Source organism: Thiomicrospira aerophila AL3 (genome assembly GCF_000227665.2).
GTDB lineage: Bacteria > Pseudomonadota > Gammaproteobacteria > Thiomicrospirales > Thiomicrospiraceae > Thiomicrospira > Thiomicrospira aerophila.
Map to the genome: position 1 here is coordinate 492,726 of NZ_CP007030.1, position 17,191 is coordinate 509,916.

The following is a 17,191-nucleotide window of genomic DNA, read 5'->3' on the forward strand; positions in this document are numbered from 1 at the left end:
ATTTTATAAATGTTGGAATGCTTTGATGAGCATTTTTGCGGTGTTGGGCAGAATCCAGTCTTCGGTAAGATCAAGTTTATCTTTCAAGAGAATGTTGTGGGAGGATTGGCGCAGATGAGGGGATACATTGATAAATCGCATTGACCAACTACTAAAGCTTCGTTGATCTATCGGGCGGCTATATATTTGGCGAACATCATAGTGACGGAAGTCTTGTTTAATCCTGCTATATAAGGATTCAACATCGTGTTGTTCGCCTTCAAGAAGTTGTAAAAAAATCCCGTTGTTATAAAGTAGCAGTCCTGTTATCTGCTGCATAGAGTTAAAGTAAATAGCCTCATTGCGTAATTCTTCCAGTTCAATTTCCGTCATCATGCTACTAGCACGACTAGTGTAAACAAGCTCAAACATTATTTTTCCTTCTATGAACCAATTGGTCATATACTTTTGCTATTGACATGGTTACTATTCATAAAATATGAATAGTATTTACGATATCAGGCGCCACAATGCGCAACTTCTTGTTAATTTTATAGGTAATAAAACGCTTTTTTCTGAAAGAATTGAGCGTTCGCCTACGCAGGTTAGCCGTATCTTGGGTTTGAATCCAACACGCAATATTGGAGAAAAATTTGCACGTCACATTGAGCACTGTTTTTGTTTGCCAAAATTTTGGTTGGACCAAACACACCAACAGCTTGAAACCGTTAAAGCAAATATTAATACCATAAATCAAGATCGCTATGAGCATCTACATCATGTGCTGTGCGAGCTTTACCAAGCGACGATTACTAAACATATAGACCAAACTACTTACAATATGCTCGTTGAAGTGTTTGAACATCATCAAAAAACAGTCTAAAAATTTACCAATTTGATACATATTCTATCGCTTAGGCCATCACTGTCAACCCATTTTTATTAATTGAGATTTATTTGTTTTTGCTTGTGGGCTAGGCGTTTACCCGCCAGTTGGCGGAGTAAACTTTCCAACTTGGGCGTCGGATGGTCGGATGACGCCCAGATGGGACTTAGAAGCGGTAGGTAACCGCAAGTTGTAAAATAGGAAGGAAGTCGAGTTTTGCCACTTCGTCTTTTAGTTTACGTTCTTCGTTTTTGAGGGCGTCGTTTAGTGCTTGTTGTCGTGAGTTGTCATTAATAGTGCCATTTAAATTCACATCGGCGGCACCGGTAAAAATCGCGCCGACTTCAAATAAAGCCCCCCAACCTTGCTTCGGGCTGTGGCCCCAACCAAGTGAAAGTGTCGGTGCGTTATCCCATTTTAGTTTGCCGTTAATGGCTACAGTTCCATCAAAAGTATCATCACCAACAGTCACTGTTCCGGATTCTCTTGCATTCGCGGTCAGTTCAAATTGGTTAATTGCATAGCCGGCCGACAAGAAAAAGCTGCCCTGAAATGGATGATAATTTAAGCCCAAACGGTGAATACCGCCATCGGCTTTAATTCTGTAGTTGACGTCGTCAACGCGATTAGTTTGATTTAAACCCATGCCACTTGAAACTGAACCGCGCGCGACTAAATAACTGTTAATAGGGTAGTTAAGCTCCAGGGTCGGACCGGCCAATAGACCATAGCCTATGCCGACACCCAGACCGCCATCGGCTTGCACCTGGGTAGCCATCATGCCTAGGCCGATTGCGCTGGCTAAAAGACTGTTTTTTAATGCGTTTTTCATGGTTCATACTCCAATGTTAGATTAAAAATACGGATTTACTAGCCAATTATGCCGTTTATGCTAGGGTAAAGCCATAAATAATGCACAAAGTGGGTTTATTGGCCGCGATTGTTTTCAGGCTAAGCCGGTTTAAACAGTTGATCTAGATCGTCGGCATTAAAGCGTTCGTAGCGATTGCACATATCATTGTGTACGACGATTTCCCCTTGTTCAGCTAGGATCGCGCGCGCCTCGGTTTCGCCAAGCGCCTTTATCATGGTCGCGACCTGTTCACGGTTGCCGGGGCAGTGATAGAGCGGCAGACGAGCCGGAAAGAGTTCAACCTGTTCTTCGTGGTATAAGCGCGTCAATAGCGTTGCGCTGTCGAGGTTTAATAATTCTTCCGGTTTGACTGTGGCTGCTAAATGGCTGACGCGATCCCAAGCATCGGCATCATGGCCATCGGTTTCGGGCATTTTTTGTAAATAGAGCGCGCCAATCGTCGTGTCGCTAACGGCAATAAATAAGCGTGATTCTAGTTGCTCTGATTGGGTAAGAAAGCCTTGTAAGTCCTGCACCAGGTCATCCGATTCGCGGCCAACATAAGACTGATAAAAATGATCCGTTTGGCGGTTTTCTAGGGTAACTAATATTTGCCCATCACCCAATAATGCCTGTGCGCCGGTTAAGTCGGTTAAGGGGGCTTGGGTTTTGGCTACCCCGCGTAATTGCAGAGCGTCGTCAATATCGACAACTAATAAATTAACCGGACCCTTGCCTTGCACTTGCAGGGTGAGGCGGCCTTCGTATTTCATACCGTTTGCCAGCAATACCGCAAAGGCGGTTAGCTCACCAAACAGCTGTTGCAGGTTAGTGGGGTAATGACGATCCTGCAGCATGGCTTGCCAGGCCTGGTGCAGTTGCAGCACTTGGCCGCGCACGGCATGGTCTTGAAATAAAAAACGTTGAATCGAATCTTGAGCCATTAAAATTCACCTTTAGCTTGTAAATCAGCATGATAAGAGCTGCGCACCATCGGGCCACTGGCAACATGGCTAAAACCGAGCGCATAAGCATCGTTTTGTAATTGCTTAAACTCATCGGGTGTCCAATAGCGTTCAACGGCTAGGTGATGAACACTCGGCTGGAGGTACTGTCCCACCGTTAGCATATCCACCTGATGAGCGCGTAAATCTTTAAGTACCTCGAGCATTTCGGCATAGCTTTCACCGAGTCCGACCATGAGGCCCGATTTGGTTTTGACCTGTGGATGCAGTGTTTTAAAGCGTTGCAGCAAATCCAGTGACGCTTGGTAGTCAGCGCCTGGTCTGGCTTGTTCATAAAGGCGCGGTACGGTTTCTAAATTATGATTAAGCACATCGGGCGGGCACTGAGCGAGCAGATCTAGCGCGACGGTTAAGCGACCCCGAAAATCCGGTACTAGGGTTTCTATTTGGGTGTCGGGTGCGTGTTCGCGAATAGCTTGTACACAGGCTAAAAAGTGGCGCGCACCGCCATCGCGTAAATCATCGCGGTCAACAGAAGTAATCACCACATACTTAAGTTGCATGGCTTTGATGGTGGTCGCTAAGTGGTGAGGTTCTTGTTGGTCGAGTGCTTTTGGACGCCCATGTTTGACATCACAAAATGGGCATTTGCGAGTACAAATATCGCCCATAATCATAAAGGTCGCGGTGCCATGACCAAAGCATTCGCCTAAATTAGGGCAAGAAGCTTCTTCACAAACCGTGTGCAGTTGATGCTCACGCAGGATTTGCTTGAGTTCGGTAATGCGATGAATGTCCTTGGCCTTGGGCAGTTTGGCGCGAATCCAATTAGGTTTGGCCAAGCGTTCACGTTCAGGGTCGGGGCGGTGCTTGAGCGCTTTGGTTTTATATTCGCCTTTACTCATCGCTTGATTGCGAGCTTTAAGTCCGCCAATGGTATCGAGGCTGATTTCCTGATAGTTTTGCATGGTCTAATCTCTTTGGGTCGAGGGGCTATTATAACGAAGATGCGCCATGTGCGTGAAGTGCGGCGATAAGATGGCTGAGTAACGCCTCGCCAAGCTGCTCAGAATCGTGGCTTGTATCGAAGTTAGGTAAATGGTTGCTGACTTGCGTCATCTGCATGCCTGTCAGCCCGCAAGGGGTAATCCACTGAAACGGACTAAGGTCCATTGCGACGTTTAGCGCCAGACCATGATAGCTGCATTGGCGTTTAACCTTTAAGCCCAGTGAAGCAATTTTTTGACCGGCCACATAAAGGCCAGGCGCATCAGCGCGGGCGGTGGCGGTGATGCCAAAATCAGCTAAAAGTTGAATGCCTGTCTGTTCAAGCAGATGAACGAGTGCTTTGACACCGAGCTGGCGACGTTTTAGGTTAAGCAGCGGATAGACGATCCATTGTCCCGGCCCGTGATAGGTGATTTGGCCGCCACGGTCAGTTTGGATCAGTGGGATGTTTGCTGGGCGTTGCAAGAGATCTAGCAGGTTTTTGGTATCGCCGTTCAGACCCTGAGTAAATACCGGTGGATGCTGAACTAACCAAATTTCATCGTCGGTGTCAGAGTGGCGTGCTTGGGTGAAATTCTGCATCGCTTGGTAGCAGGCCTGGTAGTCAATTAATCCCAGGCGTTTAATATGAATGGGCAGACCAGCCGCCATAGTTACCGCGCTTAAAGCGTCCAAAGTACATCAGGGTGGGTATTAAGTTCACCATAGATGCCATGAATTTGTTGAATATGGGTGGCGTAAATGGTGATTTTTACTGATACATATTTGCCATTTTTAGAGGCTTGCAAGCGTATCGCATCGCGGCTGACGTCAGGCGCGTGTTTTTGGGTGGTTTGATAAACCAGCTCAACAAACTCGTCACAATGTTGTCCCATCGCTTTTAATTCAAAGTGACAAGGAAATTCAATTAACGTGTCGGGCTGATTGGGCGCAGTTGTGTGAGTTGGGTACTTATTGTCTGTCATGCCTATCCTTTAACGATTTTTATACGCTTGATACAGGTCAAACATCTGTGACCAAAGCCGACCAGCTTGGCCAGAGCCAACGGGCTGATGATTAAGCCGCACAATCGGAATAATCTCTTTGGTTGAACTGGCTAACCATAATTCATCGGCGGTACTTAGTTCAGCTTGATCAATATCGCGCTCAATAAATTCTATATGGTGTTGGCGACAAAGTTTTTCAACCACCAGTCGGGTAATGCCTGGCAATATAAATTCATTGAGCGGCGGGGTATGAATAGTGCCATCTTTAATTAAAAACATATTGCTCGCGCTACCTTCAGTTACGCGGCCGTCAGGTCTAACTAACAACGCATCTTGCGCTTCTGCGGCCTGTGCCGCTTGTTTAGCCATGACGTTGGCTAACAGAGTAATCGCTTTGATATCACAATGTTGCCAACGTAAATCGGCATGAGTAATCGCCGCAATACCCTGGCTAACTTTTCGTTTGTCTATCGGCGCTAGGGGGTTGGTATAGGCAAGTAGCGTAGGGATTAATTCAGCGGCCGGCAAATGATCACGGGGTGTTTGTACACCTCGGGTGATTTGTAGATAAATAAACTGATGAGGCCAAGGGTGGCGTTGAATCAGTTCGTTTAGCAAGGCTAACCAGGCCTGCTGATCGAGTGGGTTGGGGATATGGGTTAACGCAAGCGAGCGCTCAAGTCTGGCATAGTGTGCCGGCCACTCAAATACTTGTTGGTTGTAAACCGGTACCACTTCATAAACGCCGTCGCCAAATAAAAAACCTCGGTCAAGGACCGAGATTTTCGTTTCGTGCAAAGGCTGAAATTGGCCATTTAGATATGCCCATTGCGTCACCTTATCGCTCATGGCTAGTTACCAAAGCTAAATAGGTTTTTAAAGAAGAGTTTGATGCTGTCAAACAACCGTTTAAAAAACGAGCCTTTTTCAACTGCTTCAAGGGCGACTATCGCTGGCTCCGCTAGGATTTCGTTATTGAAACTAATTTGTAAGCTACCAATTTGATCGCCAGTTGCGATGGGCGCATTGAGTTTGTTAGGAATCACTAACTCAATCGCTAGGTTTTGGTATTGACCACGTGGAATGGTGACATGGACGGCCTCTTCAACGCCGATGTTAATAAGGTCCTTGGCACCGCCAAAAACTCGCGTTTCTTGTAGACGTTGTCCCGCATCATATAGTTTGTGGCCTTCAAAGAAACGGAACGCATAGTTAATTAAACGTTGGCTTTCGGCAATACGTTGGTTAGCACTATCTGTACCCGCTATAACACTAATAACACGCATATCATCACGCTTAGCTGAACTGACTAAACAATAGCCAGCGGAACTGGTATGGCCAGTTTTTAAGCCATCAACGGTTGGATCTTGCCACAATAAACGGTTACGGTTGAACTGAGTAATACCGTTAAAGGTAAAACTGCGCTCAGAGTACCAGCTGTAAAACTCGGGAAACTCATTAATCAGCGCACGGGCAAGAATGGCCAGGTCACGTGCTGTGGTTAGATGCTCAGGGTCAGGAAGTCCTGTGGAGTTCAGAAAGTTGGTATTAGTCATGCCAAGTTTTGCGGCATATTGATTCATTAAGATTGCAAAGTCTTCTTCGGTTCGGGCGATGTGTTCTGCTAAGGCCACACTGGCATCATTCCCAGACTGAATGACCATGCCACGAATCAAATCTTCAACCGACACTTGTGTATCGACTTCAATAAACATACGTGAACCGGGCATACGCCAAGCTTTATGGCTAATCGTTACCATATCATCGAGCTGAATGCGGCCATTGCGAATTTCACTAAACACGACATAGCCGGTCATGATTTTCGTCAAACTAGCCGGTTCAATTTTCATGTCAGGTTCTTGGCTGGTGATTATCGCGCCGCTGTCAAAGTCCATCACAATGTGAGCGGTGCCTGCCACATTAGGCGGTGATGGGATAATGAACGGGGTATTGGCCAACACTTTAGGTGCAATTAAGCTAAGGCTGACCAAAAGACTCACGAACAGTGTACGACTTAGTTTCATAAAGCTAGACTCATAAAAGGTTTAAATAGTAATGGCATAATTTATCATAAATGAGGCATGTTTTGGGCTTAATGCTACTCAAAACTAAGCCTCCTGGTTGTTTTGATATAGAAACTTCTTATGGGTATGGATTGACATTAGTATCCCAAAACTGATCAGTAGGGTGACCATAGACGTCCCGCCATAGCTTATAAGCGGTAAGGGTAAGCCTACCACAGGGAATAAGCCGCTTACCATGCCAATATTGACAAGGATATAGATAAAAAACGTGAGGGTGAAGCTTGCCGCGACCAATTGGGCATAACGCTCTTGAGCTTGATAAGCGATCATTAAGCCACGTACCAATACAAATAAATAAACGACAAGCAGAGCCACAACACCAATGAGGCCAAACTCTTCAGCAAACACTGAAAAAATAAAGTCGGTGGTGCTTTCAGGTAAAAATTCCAAATGGGCTTGGGTGCTTCCTAAAAAGCCTTTACCTTCAATACCCCCAGAGCCAATCGCAATTTTTGATTGAATAATGTGATAGCCGGCACCTAAAGGGTCTGATTCCGGGTTTAAAAAGGTTAGGATGCGTTGTTGTTGATAGGAATGGAGGAAGTTCCATGCAATAGGTGCGCTAGCAAGAAGTGTAACTAATGCACCGACAATAAATTTCCATGGCAGGCCTGCTAAAAAAACCACAAACAAACCGCTCATTGCAATAAGTAGTGCGGTACCCAAGTCGGGTTGTAAAAAAATCATCCCAGCCGTGAGCAGGGTTAATAAGATGCCTAGGATAAACCTTAGCGGATGAATGCGAAGATCGTGGCTGATAAATAGCCAAGCGATCATCATTGGGAGCACTAGCTTCATCATTTCAGAGGGTTGAAAGCGAACAAAGCCCAAGTCTAACCAACGTTGTGCCCCTTTACCCATATCGCCCACAACCAGTACGGCAATGAGCATAAAAAAACCAGCAATAAAAAACCAAGGTGTAACCAATTTAAGCCAGGACGGTGGGATTTGAGCAAATATTAGCATTAAAACTACGGCAATCCCCATTCTAATAGCATGGTTTTTGGTCACCTGCCAGTCGGCACCTGATGCACTGTAGATAGTCATTAAACTGATTGTGAGTAGCGTAGCCAGACCTAAAAGCAGCCAGCCATCAATATGAATGCGTGCCAGCCAATTTTTGGGTTTAACATAGGTTGAACCCAGCCGAGCTTTAGACCAGAGTGCTATCATCGTAATTCTCGCTGGTAATAATCTATCGCCCGAATGGCAATAGGCGCAGCAGTGCGACCGCCTCCGCCCCCATTTTCAACGATAATACTAATCGCAATATTGGGTTGATGGGCGGGTGCAAAAGCTACAAAAAGTGCGTGATTATGAAGACGCTTATCTAGCTCTTCCTCTACATAAAGTTGATCATTTAAGCTAAACACCTGCGCCGTTCCAGTTTTGCCAGCAATTTTATATCCTTGAATGTGTCTGCCTGAGCTCCAAGCCGTACCCCTGGGGGTGTGCACCGAATCGATCATGCCATTAATAACATATTCCCAGTTTTGACGATTACGAATCGGCAGTTGATGCATAGTGGGTTCAAGGTCACGCTTAAAATGCGGGGTGATGACTTTGCCGCGATTGGCTAAAATACTGGTAGCCTGTGCTAATTGTAAAGGCGTCACTAGATTATAGCCTTGTCCTATTGAGGAGATAATGGTTTCACCGCGAAACCAAGGTTGTCCGTGAGTGGCTCGCTTCCATGCCTGTGAAGGTAGAATTCCCATTTGTTCACCGGGATGATCAACGCCGGTTAGTGCACCAAAACCAAAGGGTGCTAAGATGTCGTGAATAGTATCAATACCCATGTCTAGGCTCATTTTGTAGTAGAAGGTGTCCACCGATTCAACAATGGAGCGTTTTAGGTCTGTCCAACCATGTCCTTCGCGTCGCCAATTGTGGTAGCGCCGATCTTGAAATTCAAAATAACCTGGATCAAAAATTCGTTCAGTCATGGTGGTGAACCCAAGTTCCAAAGCACCTAACGCCGTTATGGGTTTTGTGGTTGAACCGGGCGGATATTGACCTCTACTAGCACGATTGATCAGTGGGCGTTCTGGGTCGTTTAATAGGGTATTGTATTCGCTGTGACTGATGCCATCGACGAACAAGTTGGCATCATAACTTGGTGTGCTGACAAAGGCTAAAATCTGCCCTGTGCTCGGTTCTATTGCCACCGCAGCAGCGCGTCGTCCTGCTAACTCTTGTTCTAAAAATTGTTGTAGGCGGATATCAACGGTTAGGTGTAAGTCCTCCCCCGGGGTAGCTGGAATCTGTTCAAGAATGCGGATAACTCGGCCACGCGCATTGGTTTCGACCCGCCTTAAACCAGGCTGGCCGTGTAAGCTGGATTCATAAAATCTTTCTAACCCTGACTTCCCAATAATATCGGTCCCACGATAACGTGCTCGATCAATACGCGCCATATCTTGTTCACTAATTCGGCCAACATAGCCCACAAGATGCGCGGTTGTTTCACCAAATGGATAGACACGTTTTTGGCGAGCAGTTAGTTGAATGCCTGGAAACTTATGATTATGAGCGGCAAAGACAGCGGCTTGCTGTTCATTCAGGCTGACTGGAAACACATGCGTTTGATGTCGCGGTAATCGCAATATGCGTTGGGCAAACTGTTCTAGTCTTTCTGGGTCTAAGTCAGGAAATAAAACTTGTAAATCATTAATACTTTCAGCTAGGTTAGGGATACGTTCCCGGGTAAAACTTAATGAGAAAACGGGACGATTATCGGCCAAAATTCTGCCTTGGCGATCAAAGATTTTACCGCGTTCTGGCGGAATGACCTGAACAGAGATACGGTTGCCTTCAGCAAGACCCAAATAGGTTTCATAATGGTGATATTGTAGATACACCATGCGGGTAATAAGACCGCTAAATGTGATTAAAATAACGGCGAGGGCGATCCAAAGTCTTTGCTTGAAGGGCCAACTATTGTTTTTTTTGGGTGTCCAACTGTTGCCCATTTCAGAAGACTTTTTATTAAATAGTGCCATAGTCTGCTAGGTGTGGGTATGGAGAGAGATTATCCAGCGAAAGCTCATATAAATAGGCACCCAAAGTAATCCTGCTAGCAGAGGTACTGTCCAGTAATGCCAAGTTTGAGAGCCCGTTAAGATTTCACCGTTCATTAAGTAATTAGTGAGTTGGTAGATCGCTAAATAAAAAGTAATCACTAGTGATTGTTGCCAAATCCTATAGCTTCGAAAACGTAGCCTAATACGTAGCATCAAAAACATAAGTAAAACAAAAAGCAATGCATGCATGCCAAGCAGCGATTGATACAAGCCATCATATAAAAGACCTAGTATAAAAACACTAATTAGGTGTGGGGAATGGATGTAGTAGGTTGTCCAAAAAAAGGCAATAATCAACGCTAGTGGTGGAAGAAAAAAAGGCATGGTCAGCTGTAGGTTAATGGCATTTAAAGTAAGTGCAACAAAATAACTTAACAGCCATAACCAGGTGACCCTAGAAAATTCGATGTCATTAATTCTATCAGTCATCTTTTTGTCTTTCTATGATAAGGACTTCATAACTGTGCTGCAGGTTGGCAAGTGGCCTCGCTTTAATTGTAAGGTAGCTTTCACCAGGAAATTGTTCAACGCTCTCGATTGTTGCAACCGGGTAGCCAGATGGAAATAAGCCGTCTAATCCAGAAGTAACCAGCAAGTCATCAACTCTTACAGAGCTGTTAGTGGGCATGAAGTGCAATTGTGTCATCCCATTGCCCATGCCTGTTAGGATGCCGCGTGCCCCTGTTCGTATATTTCTAACTGAGATCTGATGGTTGGGGTCACTAATAAGCAGTACGCGACTTTTAAATGGAGTGACTTCGCTTATTTGCCCAACAACACCCTCTGCATCAACGACGGGTTGCTGTAAGCGCACCCCATTTATTAAACCTTTATTTAGCGTCTTGTATTCAGTGATGGGTGTTATTGAGAATTGAATGACGCTGGCAATTTGTAAATCATAATTAGCCATACGTCCCGTTGTACCCAATAAGCGTTGCAATCTTTCTAGTTCGTGCTCTGTGGTATCAAGGTGAGCAAGTCTATTTCTTAGGAGTAGATTCTCAGAACGTAATTGTAGTAATTCATTTCTAAGTTCTGCTTGATCAGTACTGGAACTCAAATACCAGCTGTGTACTTGAAAAGGCAGGTTAGCTACCCTTTCAACGGGTTCAAGTGCTGTTGCAAGTAAACTTTTTACCTGACCAGAGTATTGACCATAATAATCGAAAACCATTAGCAACAAACTAAGGATGAATACCGCTAAGAAGTGAACGGCATCCTGTTGCGGGCTGCTGGCATTGAGGCTAATGGTCTGTCTCCTAACTTGACTTGAATACTAAAGGATCAGTCGTGCGAAAATACGTCTAGACCCTTGTCATCCATCATTTCTAATGCTCGGCCGCCGCCGCGTGCTACACAGGTTAAAGGATCGTCGGCCACAATTACAGCAACACCGGTCTCTTCACTTAAGCGGGTGCTTAAATTGCGCAGCAAGGCACCGCCGCCGGTTAACACAATACCGTGTTCTGCTACATCAGATCCTAACTCAGGCGGCGTGCGCTCTAAGGCCGTTCGAACCGCACCAACAATGGCGGCGAGTGGATCTTGCAAGGCTTCAAGGATTTCATTCGAGTTTAAAACAAAGCTACGCGGTACGCCTTCAGCTAAATTGCGACCACGTACTTCAATCGTTTTAGGGTCGGCCTCATAGTAAGCAGAGCCAATTTCATGTTTGATTTTTTCAGCGCTGGCTTCACCAATCAACATCCCGTAGTTGCGGCGTACAAACTTAATGATCGCGTCGTTAAAGCGGTCACCCCCGACTTTTACCGAGTCGGCATAGACAATGCCATTCAAAGAAATAGTCGCTACCTCAGTGGTGCCCCCACCAATATCAACCACCATTGAACCACTGGCCTCACTTACGGGCATGCCAGCCCCAATCGCAGCGGCCATGGGTTCTTCAATCAAAAACACTTGTCTTGCACCCGCACCCGCTGCAGATTCACGAATTGCGCGACGTTCTACTTGGGTCGAACCAGAGGGCACGCATACCAATACGCGCGGGCTGGGTTGAAAAAATTTGGCCTCATGTACTTTACGAATAAAGGCTTGCAGCATTTTTTCAGTGATATGGAAGTCAGCAATCACACCGTCTTTCAGTGGTCTAATGGCATTGATATTACCAGGGGTGCGTCCTAACATGAGTTTGGCTTCATTGCCGACCGCAACGATTTGGCGGTTACCGCGACCATTGTCACGAATGGCAACGACTGAGGGTTCGTTGAGCACAACCCCTTGTCCTCTAACATAGATAAGAGTATTTGCGGTGCCCAGGTCGATGGATAGGTCGTTAGAAAACAGGCCAATTAATTTACGAAACATGCGATGTCCTAATAGAGTAGTTTTAATGAGACTAATTTTTATTATTTTAGCGCAATTTTTGTTTGGGTATTAGAATAAAAGTTATCTATGCCAAGACTAAATTGGCGTCACTTGGATTCAATGTTAAAATTACTGGCTTTAGTAATCCGGTCAAAAATTTTTAAAAGGGTCGTCTGTATGGCTTTATCAGAACAAGAAGTATTGAAAATCGCTAAATTGTCGGCACTTGATGTATCTTCGCAGGATTTAAGCCGGTTGTCGGCTAAGTTATCGAATGTGTTGGATTTATTTGCTCAATTAGAGCAGGTCAATACCGATCATGTGTTGCCGATGGCGCACCCGCTGGATAAAGTCCAGCGCTTACGAGCTGACCAAGCAGTAGCGGACATTCCACGTGATAAATATCAGGCCATCGCTCCGGCATGTGAGCAAGGGTTATATTTAGTCCCCAAAGTGATTGATTAAAATAAGAGAAGCGCATTAATGAATATGATGTCTTTAGCAGAGCTTAACCAAGCTTTGCAAACCAAACAGGTTTCGAGTGTTGAGCTGACCGAGTTTTTTTTGGCGCGGATTGCTGAGCATGACGCTAAGTTGAATAGTTTTATTACCGTGACGGCTGAGCAGGCGTTAAGTGTTGCGCAAGCAGCAGATAAGCGTTTGGCGCGTGGTGATGCGCCTCATTTGTGTGGTATTCCGATGGCGCACAAGGATATTTTTTGTACTGATGGCGTGTTAACCAGTTGTGGTTCAAAGATGTTGGCCAATTTTACGGCTCCTTATGATGCACACATTGTCAGTCAATTTAAAGCCCTTGATATGCCGATGTTGGGTAAAACCAATATGGATGAATTTGCGATGGGTTCGTCTAATGAGTCGAGTTATTTTGGTGCGGTTAAAAATCCTTGGGCGCTTGATGCGGTCCCTGGTGGGTCTTCGGGCGGTTCAGCTGCGGCTGTTGCAGCAGGCCTGGTTCCGTTTGCCACTGGTTCAGACACCGGCGGTTCTATTCGCCAACCTGCGAGCTTTTGTGGCATTAGTGGCCTAAAGCCAACTTATGGTTTAGCCTCGCGCTTTGGCATGATTGCGTATGCGTCAAGTTTTGATCAGGCTGGCCCGATGGCGCAATCGGCAGAGGATTTAGCGCTAACGCTGGATGTGATGCATAGTTTTGATATGCGTGATTCGACTAGTTTAGATCAACCTAAACCTGATTATATAGCGGCCTTATACCAGCCCTTAGCAGGCCTGCGGATTGGTGTGCCGGCCAGTTATTTTGGTGAGGGCTTGGATGCCGAGGTTAGACAGGTTATTGAAGCAGCGATAGCTGAATATGAAAAGTTGGGTGCGCAGTGTGTCGCCGTTGAATTACCCAATCAAGCACATGCCGTGGCGGCCTATTACATTTTGGCGCCTGCAGAGGCGTCATCAAACTTATCGCGATTTGATGGCGTGCGTTATGGCCATCGTTGTGAGAATCCAAAAGATTTAGCTGATCTTTATGAACGTTCGCGTGCTGAAGGTTTTGGCATTGAAGTGCAAAAGCGGATTATGCTGGGCACCTATGCGTTATCGGCTGGCTATTACGATGCCTATTATCTTAAAGCACAAAAAGTGCGTCGATTAATCCAACAAGATTTCTTAACCGCTTTTGAACAGTGTGATGTGATTATGGGTCCTGTGGCGCCGACCCCAGCGTTTAAACTGGGCGAAAAAACCGATGATCCGCTGAGTATGTATTTAGCGGATCTTTACACGATTCCCGTTAACCTAGCCGGCTTACCGGCCATGTCCATTCCAGCAGGCCTGGTGCAGGGCTTACCAGTCGGTTTGCACTTGGTAGGGCCCTATTTTAGTGAAGCGAAGTTGCTCAATATAGCGCATCAGTTCCAATTACATACTGATTGGCATCGTCAAGTATCCCCGTTAGCACAAGGAGCCGCACTATGAATTGGGAAGTTGTGATTGGACTTGAAATTCATGCGCAGCTGGCGTGTGAATCGAAAATATTCTCTAATGCGCCGACCGCTTATGGTGCAGAGCCTAATACGCAAGCCAATATTGTTGACTTGGCCATGCCAGGTGTATTGCCCGTATTAAATGAGCGTGCGGTGGAGTTAGCAGTACGTTTTGGCTTGGCGGTTGGCGCAGAAATTGGGCAAACTTCGGTGTTTGCACGTAAAAATTATTTTTATCCCGATTCACCAAAAGCCTATCAGATTTCTCAGTTTGAACTGCCGATTGTAGGTAAGGGTGAAATCACCATTGAAGTTGATGGCCAGCAAAAGACCATTGGAATTACGCGTGCACATTTAGAAGAAGATGCCGGTAAGTCGTTACATGAAGATTTTCATGGTTTAACCGGAATCGATTTGAACCGTGCTGGCACGCCTTTGTTGGAGATAGTGTCTGAGCCGGATATGCGTTCGGCTGCCGAAGCGATTGCTTATGCGAAAGCTATTCATGAGCTGGTGCAGTTTTTGGAAATTGGTGATGGCAATATGCAAGAGGGTTCATTCCGCGTCGATGTCAATGTGTCCTTACGCAAGCCAGGCGCGCCATTTGGTACGCGCACCGAGTTAAAAAACATTAACTCCTTTAAGTTTATTGAAAAAGCCTTGGCCTATGAAATTGATCGTCATATTGAAATTTTAGAAAGTGGTGGCGAAATCGTACAAGAAACACGTTTGTATGATCCAGAACGCGATGAAACTCGTTCGATGCGCTCCAAAGAGGAGGCGAACGACTACCGTTATTTCCCTGACCCAGATTTGTTGCCCGTAGTGGTGAGTGATGAACAGTTGGCCGCAATTAAAGCGAGTCTGCCAGAGTTGCCTGGACAAATGCGAGTGCGTTTTGAACAGGATTATGGTTTGTCTGCCTATGACGCGCAATTGTTGACTGCGGCCGCGGTCAATGCTCGCTATTTCGAGGGACTGGTCGCAAATCTTGGGGCTGAACAAGCCAAGTTAGCAGCCAATTGGATGAATGGCGAGCTGGCTAAAGCTTTAAATAAAGCAGGCTTAACGCTTGATCAGTCACCGATCAACGCGGATGCCTTAGCAGGCCTGCTGGCGCGAATAGTCGATAATACCGTCTCAGGCAAGTTGGCAAAGCAGGTATTTGAGGCGATGTGGGCGGGCGAGGGCAGTGCCGATCAAATCATTGAAGCCAAAGGCTTGAAGCAAATTACCGACACCGGTGCGATTGAGAAAATCGTTGATGAGGTGTTGGCGGCCAATGCGAAGCAAGTTGAGGCTTATAAAGCGGGTCAAGAGAAGATGTTTGGCTTTTTTGTAGGGCAGGTGATGAAGCAGTCGAAAGGGCAAGCTAACCCAGCGCAAGTGAATGATTTGTTGCAAGAAAAATTAAAAAACTAAGTTTTTTGGGTGATGAGGACAATCACTACTTGAAACCTCATAAAAAAAGCTTATATTAACACTGATAAATTTTTAATCTTCTCAAATAAGGAGAAATACGAATGAAACGAATTGGTTTGTTTTTATTAACCAACATCGCGGTCATTGCTGTTGCATCGATCGTATTAAGTTTGTTGGGCGTGGGTTCAACCCTGCAAGCCAACGGTGTAGATTTAGCTTTGGGTAACCTGCTGATTTTTGCAGCGGTATTTGGTTTTGCTGGTTCATTTGTGTCCTTAGCCTTATCGAAGTTTATGGCGAAGAAAATGACCGGTGCGCAGGTCATTGAAAATCCACGCAATGCTGATGAACAATGGTTGGTTGATACCGTGCGTCGTCAGGCTGAAAAAGCTGGTATTGGCATGCCCGAGGTCGCGATTTACAACGCACCGGATCCAAATGCCTTTGCAACGGGTATGAGTAAAAACAATGCGTTGGTCGCCGTGTCTACGGGATTGTTGCGCAACATGACGCGCAATGAAGTTGAAGCGGTATTGGGTCATGAAGTGGCGCACATTGCCAATGGCGATATGATTACCATGGCATTAGTACAGGGCGTAGTTAACACATTTGTTATCTTTTTTGCCCGTATCGCCGGTCACTTTGTTGATCGTATTATTCTTAAAAATGAATCAGGCCATGGTATTGGTTACTATGTCGCGTCATTCATCTTTGAAATCATCTTCGGTATATTGGCGAGTGTGATTACCATGTGGTTCTCGCGTCGTCGTGAATTCCATGCGGATAACGGCGGTGCTTATTTGGCCGGTAAAGAAAATATGATCGCTGCACTACGTCGTCTGCAAATGATGCAGCCAGGTGAATTGCCCGATCAAATGGCGGCGTTTGGTATTTCAAATCGTCCAAGCAAGCTAGGGGCGTTGTTTATGTCACATCCGCCCATTGAAGATCGCATCGCTGCCTTAGAAGCGACTCGTCAAGAAGAGTTGAAAATTGCTTAATTAGTTAAATTAGTTAAGTTATCAAAAACCCAGCCTTGCGCTGGGTTTTTTGTTTGGGTTGATTGTGTGTAACAGGGTTTAAACTCTAGCCTGCGCTTCCGCTTGAATGCGCTTGATCATGTGATATAAGCCGGTCGAACGGTTAGGTGAAAGGTGCTGTAATAACCCTGTAGTCGCTAAAAAGTCGAGTGGTGTATTGATGATTTGATCAGGGGTGTGGTCGTGATAGACTCTTAATAAGATCGCAATGAGGCCGGCTACAATCGCCGCATCACTGGTTGCCTGCATTTGCAACTTGCCGTCTTGCTCACTGATCGCAATCCAGACTTGGGATTGGCAGCCATGAATACGGTTGTCTTCGGTTTTGAGCTCGTCTGGAAAAGGCGTGAGCTGTTTACCCAGATCAATGATATATTTGTATTTATCTTTCCAATTGGTAAAGTAATTGAGACGATTTACCAGGTCTTGTTGTTGTACATCGAGTGTTTGAGCCACAGTCTTCTCCCATTAAATAAACCAAATTTTAGCCGATTCTAAACCTAAGGCGCAAAGTTATCTAAAGTTTCGCGGTGATTGCCTTAATTATTGGCTAATTAATCACTAACCTTGCTAAAATACGGCTTTATTTTGTAATGAATTCA

Annotated in this window: 19 protein-coding genes; 5 read left to right on the forward strand and 14 right to left on the reverse strand. The window is 45.6% G+C overall.

Annotated features, from left to right (window positions below; genetic code table 11):
• Window positions 1-3: 3 nt before the first annotated feature.
• A complete protein-coding gene (locus tag THIAE_RS02335) occupies window positions 4-411 on the reverse strand; it encodes a BLUF domain-containing protein (protein ID WP_006459896.1) in 408 nt (135 codons plus the stop codon).
• 67 nt (window positions 412-478) lie between these two features.
• Here THIAE_RS02335 and THIAE_RS02340 point away from each other — a divergent pair, with 67 nt between their 5' ends.
• The gene (locus tag THIAE_RS02340; RefSeq protein WP_006459897.1) at window positions 479-862 is read left to right on the forward strand and encodes a hypothetical protein; all 384 of its coding nucleotides are present in this window, start codon (window positions 479-481) and stop codon (window positions 860-862) included.
• A gap of 169 nt (window positions 863-1,031) precedes the next feature.
• Here the strand turns inward: THIAE_RS02340 and THIAE_RS02345 are convergent, their stop codons facing one another.
• The 12 genes from THIAE_RS02345 to THIAE_RS02400 form a co-directional block, all read right to left on the reverse strand.
• Complete coding sequence (locus tag THIAE_RS02345; RefSeq protein ID WP_006459898.1) at window positions 1,032-1,697, reverse strand: hypothetical protein; 666 nt, start codon at window positions 1,695-1,697, stop codon at window positions 1,032-1,034.
• 119 nt (window positions 1,698-1,816) lie between these two features.
• On the reverse strand, window positions 1,817-2,662 hold the full coding sequence (hslO, locus tag THIAE_RS02350) for an Hsp33 family molecular chaperone HslO (RefSeq protein ID WP_006459899.1): 846 nt from the start codon (window positions 2,660-2,662) through the stop codon (window positions 1,817-1,819).
• Window positions 2,662-3,651, reverse strand: coding sequence for a lipoyl synthase (gene lipA, locus THIAE_RS02355; RefSeq protein WP_006459900.1), 990 nt, complete (start codon window positions 3,649-3,651; stop codon window positions 2,662-2,664). The genes hslO and lipA overlap by 1 nt, the downstream gene beginning before the upstream one ends.
• A 28-nt stretch (window positions 3,652-3,679) precedes the next feature.
• Window positions 3,680-4,342 (reverse strand): lipoyl(octanoyl) transferase LipB, encoded by a 663-nt coding sequence (gene lipB / locus THIAE_RS02360; protein ID WP_006459901.1) that lies wholly within the window; start codon window positions 4,340-4,342, stop codon window positions 3,680-3,682.
• Between the two features lie 11 nt (window positions 4,343-4,353).
• Entirely contained in the window at window positions 4,354-4,656 is a 303-nt protein-coding gene (locus THIAE_RS02365) for a YbeD family protein (RefSeq protein WP_006459902.1), read from the reverse strand.
• A 9-nt stretch (window positions 4,657-4,665) separates the two neighbouring features.
• Window positions 4,666-5,526, reverse strand: a complete 861-nt coding sequence (locus THIAE_RS02370) for an aminotransferase class IV (RefSeq protein WP_006459903.1) — start codon at window positions 5,524-5,526, stop codon at window positions 4,666-4,668.
• Between the two features lie 2 nt (window positions 5,527-5,528).
• The gene (locus tag THIAE_RS02375; RefSeq protein WP_006459904.1) at window positions 5,529-6,701 is read right to left on the reverse strand and encodes a D-alanyl-D-alanine carboxypeptidase family protein; all 1,173 of its coding nucleotides are present in this window, start codon (window positions 6,699-6,701) and stop codon (window positions 5,529-5,531) included.
• Between the two features lie 84 nt (window positions 6,702-6,785).
• Window positions 6,786-7,934 (reverse strand): rod shape-determining protein RodA, encoded by a 1,149-nt coding sequence (gene rodA, locus THIAE_RS02380; RefSeq protein WP_006459905.1) that lies wholly within the window; start codon window positions 7,932-7,934, stop codon window positions 6,786-6,788.
• Window positions 7,931-9,763, reverse strand: coding sequence for a penicillin-binding protein 2 (gene mrdA, locus THIAE_RS02385; RefSeq protein ID WP_006459906.1), 1,833 nt, complete (start codon window positions 9,761-9,763; stop codon window positions 7,931-7,933). Before mrdA ends, rodA begins: the two co-directional genes overlap by 4 nt.
• Before the next feature lie 6 nt (window positions 9,764-9,769).
• Window positions 9,770-10,273 (reverse strand): rod shape-determining protein MreD, encoded by a 504-nt coding sequence (gene mreD, locus THIAE_RS02390; RefSeq protein ID WP_006459907.1) that lies wholly within the window; start codon window positions 10,271-10,273, stop codon window positions 9,770-9,772.
• The gene (gene mreC, locus THIAE_RS02395; protein WP_275425066.1) at window positions 10,266-11,093 is read right to left on the reverse strand and encodes a rod shape-determining protein MreC; all 828 of its coding nucleotides are present in this window, start codon (window positions 11,091-11,093) and stop codon (window positions 10,266-10,268) included. The genes mreD and mreC overlap by 8 nt, the downstream gene beginning before the upstream one ends.
• Window positions 11,094-11,128: 35 nt before the next feature.
• Window positions 11,129-12,169, reverse strand: a complete 1,041-nt coding sequence (locus tag THIAE_RS02400) for a rod shape-determining protein (protein ID WP_006459909.1) — start codon at window positions 12,167-12,169, stop codon at window positions 11,129-11,131.
• A gap of 177 nt (window positions 12,170-12,346) precedes the next feature.
• Between THIAE_RS02400 and gatC the strand changes: the two genes are divergently transcribed.
• The 4 genes from gatC (at window position 12,347) to htpX (ending at window position 16,550) form a co-directional block, all read left to right on the forward strand.
• A complete protein-coding gene (gene gatC / locus THIAE_RS02405) occupies window positions 12,347-12,634 on the forward strand; it encodes an Asp-tRNA(Asn)/Glu-tRNA(Gln) amidotransferase subunit GatC (protein WP_006459910.1) in 288 nt (95 codons plus the stop codon).
• 18 nt (window positions 12,635-12,652) lie between these two features.
• Window positions 12,653-14,119 (forward strand): Asp-tRNA(Asn)/Glu-tRNA(Gln) amidotransferase subunit GatA, encoded by a 1,467-nt coding sequence (gene gatA, locus THIAE_RS02410; RefSeq protein ID WP_006459911.1) that lies wholly within the window; start codon window positions 12,653-12,655, stop codon window positions 14,117-14,119.
• Window positions 14,116-15,549: an Asp-tRNA(Asn)/Glu-tRNA(Gln) amidotransferase subunit GatB gene (gatB, locus tag THIAE_RS02415; protein WP_006459912.1), complete on the forward strand. Its 1,434-nt coding sequence runs from the start codon at window positions 14,116-14,118 to the stop codon at window positions 15,547-15,549. Before gatA ends, gatB begins: the two co-directional genes overlap by 4 nt.
• Window positions 15,550-15,650: 101 nt before the next feature.
• Entirely contained in the window at window positions 15,651-16,550 is a 900-nt protein-coding gene (gene htpX / locus THIAE_RS02420) for a protease HtpX (protein WP_006459913.1), read from the forward strand.
• 78 nt (window positions 16,551-16,628) lie between these two features.
• Here htpX and THIAE_RS02425 read toward each other — a convergent pair whose 3' ends face one another.
• Complete coding sequence (locus tag THIAE_RS02425; RefSeq protein ID WP_006459914.1) at window positions 16,629-17,045, reverse strand: SufE family protein; 417 nt, start codon at window positions 17,043-17,045, stop codon at window positions 16,629-16,631.
• Between the last annotated feature and the right edge of the window lie 146 nt (window positions 17,046-17,191).

Coding starts and splice junctions, on each gene's coding strand:
- THIAE_RS02335 (WP_006459896.1), bottom strand. CDS start 411: ATGTTTGAGCTTGTTTACACTAGTCGTGCTAGTAGCATGATGACGGAA.
- THIAE_RS02340 (WP_006459897.1), top strand. CDS start 479: ATGAATAGTATTTACGATATCAGGCGCCACAATGCGCAACTTCTTGTT.
- THIAE_RS02345 (WP_006459898.1), bottom strand. CDS start 1,697: ATGAAAAACGCATTAAAAAACAGTCTTTTAGCCAGCGCAATCGGCCTA.
- hslO (WP_006459899.1), bottom strand. CDS start 2,662: ATGGCTCAAGATTCGATTCAACGTTTTTTATTTCAAGACCATGCCGTG.
- lipA (WP_006459900.1), bottom strand. CDS start 3,651: ATGCAAAACTATCAGGAAATCAGCCTCGATACCATTGGCGGACTTAAA.
- lipB (WP_006459901.1), bottom strand. CDS start 4,342: ATGGCGGCTGGTCTGCCCATTCATATTAAACGCCTGGGATTAATTGAC.
- THIAE_RS02365 (WP_006459902.1), bottom strand. CDS start 4,656: ATGACAGACAATAAGTACCCAACTCACACAACTGCGCCCAATCAGCCC.
- THIAE_RS02370 (WP_006459903.1), bottom strand. CDS start 5,526: ATGAGCGATAAGGTGACGCAATGGGCATATCTAAATGGCCAATTTCAG.
- THIAE_RS02375 (WP_006459904.1), bottom strand. CDS start 6,701: ATGAAACTAAGTCGTACACTGTTCGTGAGTCTTTTGGTCAGCCTTAGC.
- rodA (WP_006459905.1), bottom strand. CDS start 7,934: ATGATAGCACTCTGGTCTAAAGCTCGGCTGGGTTCAACCTATGTTAAA.
- mrdA (WP_006459906.1), bottom strand. CDS start 9,763: ATGGCACTATTTAATAAAAAGTCTTCTGAAATGGGCAACAGTTGGACA.
- mreD (WP_006459907.1), bottom strand. CDS start 10,273: ATGACTGATAGAATTAATGACATCGAATTTTCTAGGGTCACCTGGTTA.
- THIAE_RS02400 (WP_006459909.1), bottom strand. CDS start 12,169: ATGTTTCGTAAATTAATTGGCCTGTTTTCTAACGACCTATCCATCGAC.
- gatC (WP_006459910.1), top strand. CDS start 12,347: ATGGCTTTATCAGAACAAGAAGTATTGAAAATCGCTAAATTGTCGGCA.
- gatA (WP_006459911.1), top strand. CDS start 12,653: ATGAATATGATGTCTTTAGCAGAGCTTAACCAAGCTTTGCAAACCAAA.
- gatB (WP_006459912.1), top strand. CDS start 14,116: ATGAATTGGGAAGTTGTGATTGGACTTGAAATTCATGCGCAGCTGGCG.
- htpX (WP_006459913.1), top strand. CDS start 15,651: ATGAAACGAATTGGTTTGTTTTTATTAACCAACATCGCGGTCATTGCT.